Here is a 12,040-nt window from a genome sequence, read left to right as displayed (position 1 = left end):
GGCTAATGTTGAGAAGGATAAAGCAAAAGAAGTAAAATGAATATAGTATCTTTACCTTGAAAGAAGCAAATGTAAGTTTGATTCAAAAGCGGAATTACCGTAATGGTGGTTCCTTTTTTTTGTTGTAAGTCCACGCAGTTCCTGTAACCACTGGGCATCGCTCACGTCGCTCTTCCTTCCGGGCACGTTCTTCACATGGCGGGCGTTCACCAAGAATACCTCGAAGCCATGATCCAGTAGGACGGTGTAGAGGTGGTACCATTACACGCCTGTGGATTCCATGGCCACGGTCTCGATCCGGCATTTCCTGAGGAACCTTGCCAGTTCGTGAAGGTCCCTGGTAAAGCAGGCGAAACGGCGTACCGGTTCTTTTGACCTGTCCTCGAGACCGGCCACATAATATTCACGGTAGCAAATATCAATTCTTTCAGCGTTGGGATCTATTATCTTTGTAATGGCAATTTGATTTTGTGGAAAATGGAATTCAGCATGCTCATTCAGATCATAGTCTAACATTAGAAGTTGTTGATTCAATTCCCTATCCAAGGACATGCACGCCCAAACTTTCCTAAGGGCTCAAGGGAACCAATGGGCAATAAGGTCTGGATTCTTGTTTCACTGTTTTACCTAAAGTTAATCGATCTCCGTTAGATTTTGTTCACAATCCCGGCCCAGTCCGGGGGAAAGACGGATCAAGAACAAAAGTTGGGTCTAAAGTGAATAATTTATTTCTTTGCACTTTAAATTTAAGGGATGGACAAAGGAACCGATTTATCGTTATTGAGCTTATTTTTACCAGAGGGATTACTCGACTTTTTTGATATCGTCGGCTTTGAACAAAAACCGATAAAGAATCCCTTGTACGACAATCGGTTGACTGTATTTTTAGAGGAGAAAAAGCAGATACCGGAGCGTTACAAAGAGCACACCTTTAAGGCCAGTGGCTTTATGGAGCCCAGGGTCATCGATGATTATCCGATCCGCAGCAATCTGGTCAGCTTGAGCCTCAAGCGCAGGCGCTGGGATGTCCTGGTGGATGGAAAGTGGACCAAGACCAGCCGTGATTGGGATGATTTTATTGCACAGGGGACCCGCATGTCAAAGGAGTTCGCTGCTTTTTTAAAAGAGATCAACGGATAATACGGCCCTGAGCGGCCAACAACTGGGGTCTCTCTTCGGGGTAAATGGCAAGAAACTCCAGCGACAGTACAGGGATTATCTGAGCGAGTTCAAGGACTGGGAGCAAAAGGGGCATGCCAAACAATGGCTCGTCTTTCCCGAAAATATGGGACCTTACCTGTCCATTGACGAAACGGCACTCTCCAAAGGGGAGCTCTACACCATAATCACCAACAAAAAGGCCAAGGGAAAAAAAGGGTCCATAGTGGCCATATTCTCCGGCACCAAGGTGGAACCTATCATAGAACAACTAATGAAGATACCCACCAAGAAAAGGGCCAGGGTCAAGGAAATCACCCTGGATATGGCAAACTCCATGAAGACCATCGCCAAAAAATGCTTCCCCAAAGCCGTACAGGTCACCGACAGGTTCCACGTACAGAAGCTGGCAATAGAGGCGCTCCAAGATCTTCGTATCAAATACCGATGGGAAGCTTTGGATCAAGAAAATGAACAGATAAAGCTATCTAGAGTAGCCGACAAAGAATTTAAACCTGTAACTTTTTCTAATGGTGACAGCTCAAAACAACTCCTGGCCAGGAGTAGATATCTACTGTATAAATCCCCAGATAAATGGACTCCAAATCAGAAAGAGAGGGGACAGATATTGTTTAATGAATACCCAGAATTAAAGAAAGCTTATGGACTTGTTCAAGGCTTGAGGAATATTTTTAACCAAGCCATAGATATTAAAGTAGCTTACACCAAACTAGCCCACTGGTACAAAGATGTAGAGGAGTCAGGATTTAAGAGCTTCCAAACGGTAGCCAATAGTATTGCTTTAAATTACCGCTCTGTACTCAACTATTTTTTAAACAGAAGTACAAATGCTTCAGCAGAATCCTTTAATGCCAAAGTAAAGGCTTTTAGATCACAATTTAGGGGAGTCAGGAATACGGAATACTTCTTATATCGCTTGATTAAATTATATTCTTAAAATGGTAAAAACCCAGATTTTGGACTTGATCCAGGATTGCTCCAGTCACTATGTACGCAAATATGTTAATACCAGTCACTATATATGCAAATATGTCAATATAAATATATGGGTATATGTATATAGGTACATAGGATTTGCGCAATCGCAAGTTATTTTCACTTTTGATTAGGAACAAATTCGACCCAACCGTTTTGAGTAAAATATCATTAAAAGGAATTGGATATTATTATCTTCGGAGAAGATAGCAAGTTATGTTTTAAGCATCTTAAAACCCTACTTCTGACGAAGTGAAAACAAATGCCGGACTTAAATCCATATCGGCGATATTCATGTCGGTCATAAAAACCTGCCGTAATTATTTTGATTTTTGATACAAAATTTTGCGCCTAACGCGTGATTTTTTTGTGGTTGCAGTTGAAGAATGTAGAATATTTATTAATGCGCACTAATTTTTTCTACGGATGGAAGCTAGAGGTAAATAAAATGAATGGATCAATTTTCGGGTATATTTGGGATCAATCCTAAAAGTTGTGTGTGAATTGAAAATAGAATAAGATCTTTGCAGAAAAACGATCGCATTGGAATTATCATTGGACCTATTAAAGTTTATACTGCCAGAAGTATTAACGACCCATTTTGACCTAGTCTCCCATAATATGCAAGAGGGTGCGCTTCATTTATATTTTGAAGAAAAAAAAGATACCCCGAAAGAGGAAAAACATCGCACTTTAATAGCCCATGGTTTTCACAAAGAGATCGTCGTCCAGGATTTTCCGTTAAGGGGAAAGTCAGTTTATCTCCACATTAAGCGCCGCCGTTGGCTGGACAAGGCCACTGGCCAAGCCGTGCAAAGAGATTGGGATCTAGTGGCACAGGGGACTCGTATGACCGTTGAGTTCGCTGCTTTTTTAAAAGTACTTGGTCAGTACCAAGGCTAATGACTGCCATACCATTGGCGGATTTTATGGGGTCAACGGCAAAAAACTACAGCGACAGTTTCGGGATTATTTAAGCGAGTTCAAACAATGGGAGGAGAGACCACATGCCAAGGAGTGGCTCATATTTCCAGAGAATATAGGACCTTATCTGTCCATTGACGAAACGGCACTCTCCAAGGGGGAGCTCTACACCATAATTACCAACAAAAAGGCCAAGGGCAAAAAAGGTTCCATAGTGGCCATATTCGCCGGCACCAAGGTGGGACCGATCATTGAGCAGCTGCTAAAGATATCGGCCAAAAAAAGGGCCAAGGTCAAGGAAATTACCCTGGATATGGCCAACTCCATGAAGACCATCGCCAAACAATGCTTCCCAAAAGCAATACAGGTAACGGACAGGTTCCATGTACAGAAGCTGGCACTGGAGGCCCTTCAGGACATCCGCATCAAACATAGGTGGGACGCCATAGACCGGGAGAACCAACAGATAAAGCAGGCAAGGGCAAAGAACGGGACATTCGTCCCAAAAGAATTTAGCAATGGGGACACTAGAAAACAGCTCTTGGCCAGAAGTAGGTATCTCCTTTATAAATCGCCCAACAATTGGACACAAAACCAATCCGAAAGGAGCAAAATATTGTTCGCCCAATATCCGGATATAAAGGTGGCCTTCGACCTGGTACAGGGGCTCAGGAACATATTCAATACGGCAACTTCTATACAAACAGCATATACAAAGCTGGCACATTGGTACAAAGACGTAGAGAACACAGGCTTTAGGGCCTTCAATACTATTGCTAATACGATATCGCTCAATTATAGGTCGATCCTGAACTATTTTATAAACAGGAGTACAAATGCATCGGCGGAATCATTCAATGCAAAAATAAAAGCTTTTAGAGCGCAATTCAGAGGAGTCAAAAACGTAGAATTCTTCCTTTATAGATTAACCACAATATTTGCATAAACACAACAATTGTTCTTGATCCTATATTTGTTTTACCTATGTTTTACCCTATAAAAGAAGAAAGGCCTCACATTTCTGTGAAGCCTTGTCTTTCCTAGTAGCGGGAACTGGACTCGAACCAGTGACCTTCGGGTTATGAGCCCGACGAGCTACCTACTGCTCTATCCCGCGATGTGCGTTTCCAAAACATTCAACTTGGCTCTAAACCCTCAGTCCATAATGCTGACTGAATTATTTCGGACTGCAAAGATACATGCTTTTTATGATTTCCCAAATCTATTTTCAATTAAATAATAAAAATAAGTTTAATTTTTTACCAAACATTTAAAAAGCTATAGTTGTAGCTTGCCATTTCCAAAATCTTTCTATTTTGTATCGATTTTAAGTAAAATCCGTCACCTTTAATTCGCCCGATCATTTATGGATAACTATGGTTTTCTCTCAATCTTACCTCCAGTCATTGCTATTATTCTGGCACTCAGAACAAAACAAGTTTATATAGCCCTGCTTTTTGGAATTTGGTTTTCCTGGATCATCATCAACGACTTTAATTTTCTCACCGGTTCCCTTGCCGCCATTGAAGGATTGGTGGATGTTTTTAAATCTCCCGGCAATACCAGGACTATCATGTTCAGCGCCCTGGTAGGGGCCTTGTTGTTGTTTATACAATATTCTAAAGGGGTGGAGGGTTTTATAAACGAGCTGAATAAGGTAATAGCCTATTTCGAAAAAAAACAAAGTGGCTACAGTAGGGTAGTAGTACAGCTCATGGCCATGATTACCGGCATTGTGTTGTTCGTGGAGACCAGTATCAGTTCCTTAACGGTAGGAACGCTCTACCGCCCAGTTTTTGATAAACTAAAGATTCCAAGGGAAAAATTGGCCTATATAGCCGACTCCAGTTCGGCCCCGTCCTCCATATTGATTCCCTTTAATGCATGGGGGGCTTTTATCATGGGGTTATTGCTTACCCAGGGCATCGAAAACCCTTTCAGCACCATGCTTTCTTCCATAGCCTATAATTTTTACCCCATCCTGGCCATAGCCATTGTTTTTGTGGTTATAGTTACCAAAAAAGATATTGGATCAATGGCGAAAGCGGAAAAACGGACCAGGGAAACGGGGAAATTGCTTAGCGACACCGCTCAACCTATGTTGTCCAGTGAGGTAACCTCTTATGGGGCCAAAGAAGGTATCAAGGCCAAGGCTTATAATATGATAGTGCCCCTGGCGACCATGGTATTCATGATGCCGATTAATTTGGCTTATACGGGTTGGGATGCCGTGGAGGACTCGGGCTCTTTTACGGACCATCTTTTTAAGGCCATCGGCCAAGGTTCCGGTTCCTCCTCTGTACTGTACGCCGTACTCACGGCTATTTTAGTAGCTATGGTGATGTACAGGTCCCAAAAAATCATGAAGACCAAAGAAATGATAGATCTAGTGCTGAAAGGAATTAGTGAATTGATGCCCCTCGCCTTGTTGATGCTATTGGCCTTTGCCATTGGGGACGCCTGTAATGCCTTGGGAACAGGACAGTTCGTGGCCAATTGGTCCAAAGACTGGTTGTCGCCGGCCTTTTTGCCTGCCGTAATTTTTGTGATCAGCTCCTTTATTGCTTTTTCCACAGGGACTTCTTGGGGGACTTTTGCCATAATGATGGCGATTGCCATACCTATGGCCGAGATTCATGGGGCACCTCTGGCTTTGGTGGTGGCGGCGACGTTGGGGGGCGGAGTCTTTGGGGATCACTGTTCTCCCATTTCCGATACTTCCATTATTTCCTCCATGGCTTCTGCCAGTGACCATATAGATCATGTTAATACCCAATTGCCCTATGCCTTGATCGGTGGCCTGATCACCGTAACTCTTTACGTAATTTTAGGGCAATTTATGATATAGCTGGAAGGATTCCACTACCTTTGCACCTATTAAAGTTAAAAAGGGAAGATGTCGCATAAAGCTGGTTTTGTAAATATTATAGGAAATCCCAATGTGGGGAAATCCACACTCATGAATGCCTTTGTAGGGGAGAAATTATCCATTATTACCTCTAAGGCACAAACTACCCGGCACCGTATTTTGGGAATCGTCAACGGGGACGATTTTCAAGTGGTACTTTCCGATACCCCAGGGATCATTAAACCCGCCTATGAATTGCAGTCGTCTATGATGGACTTTGTAAAGTCGGCCTTTGAAGATGCCGATGTGCTGCTATATATGGTGGAAATTGGGGAGAAGGCCCTGAAGGACGAACGCTTTTTCGAAAAAATTAAAAATAGTACCATTCCCGTTTTGCTTCTGTTGAACAAAATTGATGTTTCTGAACAAGGTATTCTAGAGGAACAGGTACAATATTGGCAGGAACAATTACCTACAGCTGAAATACATCCCATATCCGCCCTTCAGAATTTTAATGTGAAGGAAGTCTTTTTACGGATTTTGGAATTATTGCCGGAAGCCCCGCCCTATTATCCCAAGGATCAATTAACGGATAAGCCGGAACGCTTTTTTGTAAACGAAACCATAAGGGAGAAAATCCTTCAATTTTATAAAAAGGAAATTCCATACTCTGTGGAGATAGATACCGAGGAATTTTTTGAGGATGACGACATTATCCGCATGCGATCTGTTATCATGGTGGAGCGCGATTCCCAAAAGGGGATTATAATTGGCCACAAAGGAGCTGCATTAAAAAGGGTAGGGGTGGAAGCCCGTAAGGACTTGGAAAAATTCTTCGACAAACAGGTGCATTTGGAACTCTATGTTAAGGTAAACAAGAATTGGAGAAGTGATCCCAATCAGTTGAAGCGCTTCGGCTATAATCAGGGGTAGGGTGTATTTAATCGTTCAAATCATAGAACATGATTTGATGTTTGCAACCATACCAACATTGCTTGGTAGAGATCTTATTCGATAAGAAAATTATTATTAATGGGGATCTGGAATCAGTCTTTTTTTTTCTAATGACTACTCTCTTGGGAAGGTGGTAGATTTAAACAAACTATGTCAGGTCGAGCGCAGTCGAGGTTTGTCAGGTCGAGACCCAAGAAATTTTATTTTTCAAGCGGTAATAATGACGTAAATTGGATCATAATCTACCGAATTGCAAAATAATCGTAGTCGGAATAGTGTTATTTACCTGTGTTCGAGCATGATTTTCAAAAATTTGGAAAGCGAATCTGGTACTCAATTTCTATAATTGATGTCCGTATGGTAGTCTTGCAAGCTTGTTTTTTTTGAAGGCAATTTGGTTTTATAATCATATAGCTATGAAAAAGATCAGAACCCATGCCGCAGGTATCGACATTGGGGCAAAAAAAGTGTATGTGAGTATCGAGGACCTGCCTGTAAAAAGCTTCGATACCTTTACCCAGGACCTGGAGGCTCTGGGCGTTTATCTGGTGGCCCATGGCATAGAAACTGTGGCCATGGAGGCTACGGGCGTCTATTGGGTCATTTTGTACGATATACTGGTGTCCCAAGGTCTGGATGTTTGGCTGGTCGATGGAGCGGGCACCAAACAGGTTCCCGGCAGAAAGACCGACGTAAAGGATTGCCAATGGATACAGCAATTACATAGTTATGGGCTGCTGAACAAATGTTTCGTGCCCGATATCCGGATACAGGAACTGCGCGCCTATCAACGCCTTCGCGAGGACCACATCCGTAGTGGTGCGATGCACATCGGCCATATGCAAAAGGCATTGATACTGATGAATATCCGGCTGAAGGAAGTAATAAGCCAGATCCACGGGACAAGTGGGATGCGGATTGTCCGCGCTATCCTATCAGGCGAAAGGAATGCCGAAAAACTGGCATTGCTATGTGATCAAAGGATACTTAAAACAAAAAAGGAATGGGTGATAAGATCATTAAAGGGGCATTATTCGGAAGCCGCATTGTTCGAACTGGGCCAAGCCGTGGCCTGTTATGATTTCTATGGGGAACAAATTGCCATGTGCGACATAAAGCTGGAAGAGGTGTTGAAGAAGATGGACCTGGACGGTACACCAAAGCCAAGGTCCAAGGGAACAAGAAAAGCAATCCGTCACAATAGACCGGATATAGAGAATATGGGAGGACACTTGTTGGGGATCTTTGAGGGAAAGGATGCTACCGTCCTGCCCGGAATTACGGATTATAACTGGATGCAACTGCTGTCGGAGGTGGGCACCGATCTTGGGAAATGGAAATCGGAAAAACATTTCACCTCTTGGTTGGGACTTGCCCCAAAACAACACAATTCGGGAAAAATGAAACGCAATTACAAACCCAAGGGAGCCCCAAGGGCAGGTCTGATCTTCAAACAGGCAGCAGTAGGCCTGCTCAACAGCAAGCACATTGCATTGGGCGCTTTCGGCAGAAAGATACGGGCCAAAAAGGGAGGATTGGTGGCCATAAAGGCAGTGGCCAGGAAATTGGCCGAACTGTACTGGAAATTGTTTGTAAAGGGACTGGAGTATGTGGAGAACGGTATCCAAAAATACCAAGAGAAAATGCTCTTGAACAAACAAAGGGCGGTAACAAGAATGGCACAAGAACTAGGGTTGGGGATAACTCCATTGAAAATGCAAAGTGCTGATTAACAGTTTTCTATGATAGACGTCAATGGTAGCGCAGTCGAGGTTTGTCAGGTCGAGCGCAGTCGAGGTTTGTCAGGTCGAGCGCAGTCGAGACCTAATTAATTTCCATTTTCTGGTTTATAATCGGAATGTGTAGCGTTTCGGCATTCTGCTAAAATTTGTAGAAGATTGAATTGGCCTTTGGCCAATGCCAATTTCTTTTTACTACTCCATTTTTTCAACTTTTTTTCAAAATATATGGCTTGTATAACGTCATTGAATTCTTGTTCAAAGATTAATTTGAGCGGTCTCCTTTTAAAGGTGAAACAAGTTCTATTTAATCCCATTTGGTGTTCCTGTAACCTTCTTGCCAAATCATTTGTTATGCCTGTATAGGTTAATCCGTCAGAACACAGTAATATGTATACATAATATAGTTTCATAAGTCGCAAAAGAAAGAGGTCTCGACTGCGCTCGACCGGACAATGCTATAAATTAATGTTTATTTCCTTATAACTGGGCTTTTAGAGGGGAAATATCTGCTACCGTATAACAATACTTCCACAAAAGCAGTCGAGACCCAATTAATACTCCGTTAAATGTATTTCTATAAGCAAAAGTTCGTTTACCGCTCTTAGTTTACTTTAACTTTAACTTCAATTCTGATCCTTAACAATTAGTTATTATTTATTTTACGCTTAGCTCATAGCGGGTTTACATCTTTGGTTCTTAAATAAATAACCAAAGAAAATGAAAAAATCACTTTTAACCCTTTTCGTAGGTGGAATGCTGTTCACCTCTTGTATTAAAGATCATATCGGCCATGGTGGCGGTAATGACGATGTAGATGTATCAACCCTGACTTTTGCCAAAATTGCTGGGTTTTCCAACGGTGCCGGAGAGGAAGGTTTTGCTGAAATCAGTACCTTTGATCCCAAGACCAATAAATTATTTATCGTAAACCCTGTGCAGTCCGAAGTATCCGTTTGGGATATTTCAACTCCTTCGTCCTCGGTTAAATTAACTTCAATTACATTATCCGGAACTCCAAACAGTGTTGCTGTTCACGACGGACTTTTGGCCGTGGCTGTCGAAAATGCCAATAAGCAGATGAATGGTACCGTACAGACTTACCATACTGAAACCCAAGCCTTGGTAAACACATATAATGTAGGGGCATTGCCGGACATGGTTGCTTTTAGTCCTGATGGGAAATATATTATATCTGCCAATGAAGGGGAACCGAATGCTGATTATTCTGTTGATCCGGAGGGGTCTATTTCTGTGGTGGACGTTCAAAAGAATGAAGTTAACACTATGTTTTTCACTGCTTTTAATGCAGCTTCAATTGGTGGCGACTTTAGGGTATTTGGTCCTTCGGCCAGTATTGCCCAGGATGTGGAGCCAGAATATGTGGCGGTTTCGGACGATAGTAAGTTCGCTTATGTTACGCTTCAGGAAAATAATGGTATTGCGGTAGTGGATTTAAAAAATAAGGCCATAACCAATGTTTTTGGTCTAGGGGTAAAGGATTATTCTTTTGAGGAAAATAAGATGGACGCCAGTAATAAGGATGGCATAGTAGGGAATTTTCAGAATTGGCCGGTACTTGGTTTTTATATGCCGGATGCCATTACTTTTGCCGAGCTGGATGGTATGGATTATATTATTACTGCCAATGAAGGGGATTCCAGGGATTATGATGGATATTCCGAAGAGGAAAGGGTAGGGGATATTATCTTGGACCCAACAGCTTTCCCCAATGCCGCCGATCTGCAAATGGAGGAAAATTTGGGAAGGTTAAAAATTACTACCGCCAATGGAGATACCGACGGTGATGGTGACTTTGATAAAATTTATGCCTACGGTGGCAGATCGTTTACTATCTGGTCTACTTCAGGAGCTTTGGTGTATGATAGTGCGGATGAAATTGGAAGAAAGACTTTGGAGCTTAAACCGGCTTATTTTAATGCCGACGAGGGCAAAGCCGATGGAAGAAGTGATGATAAAGGTGCCGAGCCAGAATCTGTAACTACTTTAAAGGTGGGTAATTCTACCTTGTTGTTTGTTGGTTTGGAGCGCACTGGCGGAGTTTTGGTATATGATATCACCAACCCCAACAGTCCGGAATATTTGAATTGGCTTTTTGATGCCTCAGATATTGCTCCGGAAGGTTTGTTGGCCGTTTCCAAGGAAGATAGTCCTACCGGAAATGCCTTGGTGGTAGTGACTAATGAGGTCTCCAATACTATAGCGTTCTATGAAATAAAATAGTAGATAAATTCTATATTGAAAGTAGTCCCTGAGTATCTGCCTTGTATACTCGGGGATTATTTTTTGTAATATTCACTTCAACAGAGTCCCTTTTTAGGGGCTCCCTATACATATCGGGAGGGTGGACACACCTATTTGGCAGGAGATGATAGATCAAAACCTTACAACGAACATTTTTAAAATGTCGCCACAAGTTCCCTCCCTTAGGGGGAGGGTTAGGGAGGGGACTATATTCCAGAGCCATTTGCCGGAGAATCCACCTTCCCCTGGTAGGGGAAGGAACTTTTTTTTGAAGTTGTAGTGAACTTGTCTTCTGATAGATGGGCTTGGGGGGCTAATTGATTATCAACGAAAATCCCTGCAACGAACATTTTTAATAACTCACAACAAGTTCCCTCCCTTAGGGGGAGGGTTAGGGAGGGGACTATATTTCGGAGCCATTAACTGGCACCCCTTCCGTCTTCTCCGTCATTTGCCGGAGAATCCACCTTCCCCTAATAGGGGAAGGAGTTTTTCTTGAAGTTGTAGTGAACCTGCCTTTAGATAGATGGGCTTGGGGGGCTAATTGATTATCAATGAAAATCCCGCAACGAACATTTTTAATATCTAACAACAAGTTCCCTCCCTTAGGGGGAGGGTTAGGGAGGGGACTATATTCCAGAGCCATTTGCCGGAGAATCCACCTTCCCCTAATAGGGGAAGGAGTTTTTTTGAATTTGTAGGTAACTTGCCTTCTGATAGATGGGCTTGGGGGCTAATTGATTATCAACGAAAATCCCTGCAACGAACATTTTTAAAAAATCGCCACAAGTTCCCTCCCTTAGGGGGAGGGTTAGGGAGGGGACTATATTCCAGAGCCATTTGCCGGAGAATCCACCTTCCCTTGGTAGGGGAAGGAGCTTTTTTTGAATTTGTAGGTAACTTGCCTTCTGATAGATGGGCTTGGGGGGCTAATTGATTATCAATGAAAATCCCTACAACGAACATTTTTAATATCTCACAACAAGTTCCCTCCCTTAGGGGGAGGGTTAGGGAGGGGACTATATTCCAGAGCCATTTGCCGGAGAATCCACATTAACCTCTTGCCTAAATCGCGGGACAGGCCTTCTCGGTGGAAGGAACTTCATAGGAATATAATGGATCAAATTTCTTAGCCCAGAGTCTAGAATTAGGAACT

General features: G+C 42.7%; 9 protein-coding genes, 1 tRNA gene and 1 pseudogene. 8 read left to right on the top strand and 3 right to left on the bottom strand.

The window, feature by feature from the left end:
* Positions 1–135: 135 nt before the first annotated feature.
* Positions 136–462, bottom strand: a pseudogene (locus U735_RS26025) (IS110 family transposase); the annotation flags it as partial.
* A 291-nt stretch (positions 463–753) separates the two neighbouring features.
* Here U735_RS26025 and U735_RS0118815 point away from each other — a divergent pair.
* The 4 genes from U735_RS0118815 (at position 754) to U735_RS0118795 (ending at position 4,024) form a co-directional block, all read left to right on the top strand.
* Complete coding sequence (locus U735_RS0118815) at positions 754–1,140, top strand: ISAon1 family transposase N-terminal region protein (protein WP_031443504.1); 387 nt, start codon at positions 754–756, stop codon at positions 1,138–1,140.
* 7 nt (positions 1,141–1,147) lie between these two features.
* Positions 1,148–2,116 carry an ISAon1 family transposase gene (locus U735_RS0118810; protein WP_455550045.1) on the top strand — a complete coding sequence of 323 codons (969 nt, stop codon included), beginning with the start codon at positions 1,148–1,150 and terminating at the stop codon, positions 2,114–2,116.
* Between the two features lie 581 nt (positions 2,117–2,697).
* Complete coding sequence (locus tag U735_RS0118800) at positions 2,698–3,057, top strand: ISAon1 family transposase N-terminal region protein (protein WP_031442440.1); 360 nt, start codon at positions 2,698–2,700, stop codon at positions 3,055–3,057.
* Complete coding sequence (locus U735_RS0118795; RefSeq protein WP_051891851.1) at positions 3,038–4,024, top strand: ISAon1 family transposase; 987 nt, start codon at positions 3,038–3,040, stop codon at positions 4,022–4,024. The genes U735_RS0118800 and U735_RS0118795 overlap by 20 nt, the downstream gene beginning before the upstream one ends.
* 98 nt (positions 4,025–4,122) lie before the next feature.
* Here the strand turns inward: U735_RS0118795 and U735_RS0118790 are convergent.
* Positions 4,123–4,195: transfer RNA gene (locus U735_RS0118790), tRNA-Met, on the bottom strand.
* Between the two features lie 249 nt (positions 4,196–4,444).
* Between U735_RS0118790 and U735_RS0118785 the strand changes: the two genes are divergently transcribed.
* From U735_RS0118785 to U735_RS0118775, 3 genes are all read left to right on the top strand, one after another.
* The gene (locus U735_RS0118785) at positions 4,445–5,926 is read left to right on the top strand and encodes a Na+/H+ antiporter NhaC family protein (RefSeq protein ID WP_031445294.1); all 1,482 of its coding nucleotides are present in this window, start codon (positions 4,445–4,447) and stop codon (positions 5,924–5,926) included.
* A 48-nt stretch (positions 5,927–5,974) separates the two neighbouring features.
* Positions 5,975–6,859 (top strand): GTPase Era, encoded by an 885-nt coding sequence (gene era, locus U735_RS0118780; protein WP_031445293.1) that lies wholly within the window; start codon positions 5,975–5,977, stop codon positions 6,857–6,859.
* Positions 6,860–7,296: 437 nt separating this feature from the next.
* A complete protein-coding gene (locus tag U735_RS0118775) occupies positions 7,297–8,613 on the top strand; it encodes an IS110 family RNA-guided transposase (protein ID WP_031443213.1) in 1,317 nt (438 codons plus the stop codon).
* Positions 8,614–8,708: 95 nt separating this feature from the next.
* Here the strand turns inward: U735_RS0118775 and U735_RS0118770 are convergent, their stop codons facing one another.
* A complete protein-coding gene (locus tag U735_RS0118770; protein ID WP_031445292.1) occupies positions 8,709–9,032 on the bottom strand; it encodes a GIY-YIG nuclease family protein in 324 nt (107 codons plus the stop codon).
* 307 nt (positions 9,033–9,339) lie between these two features.
* Here U735_RS0118770 and U735_RS0118765 point away from each other — a divergent pair, with 307 nt between their 5' ends.
* Positions 9,340–10,863, top strand: a complete 1,524-nt coding sequence (locus U735_RS0118765; protein WP_031445291.1) for a choice-of-anchor I family protein — start codon at positions 9,340–9,342, stop codon at positions 10,861–10,863.
* Positions 10,864–12,040: the final 1,177 nt, after the last annotated feature.

Source organism: Arenibacter algicola (assembly GCF_000733925.1).
Classification (GTDB): Bacteria; Bacteroidota; Bacteroidia; order Flavobacteriales; family Flavobacteriaceae; genus Arenibacter; species Arenibacter algicola.
The sequence above is the reverse complement of the archived record's forward strand: the minus strand, read 5'-3'. Positions and strand labels throughout refer to the sequence as shown.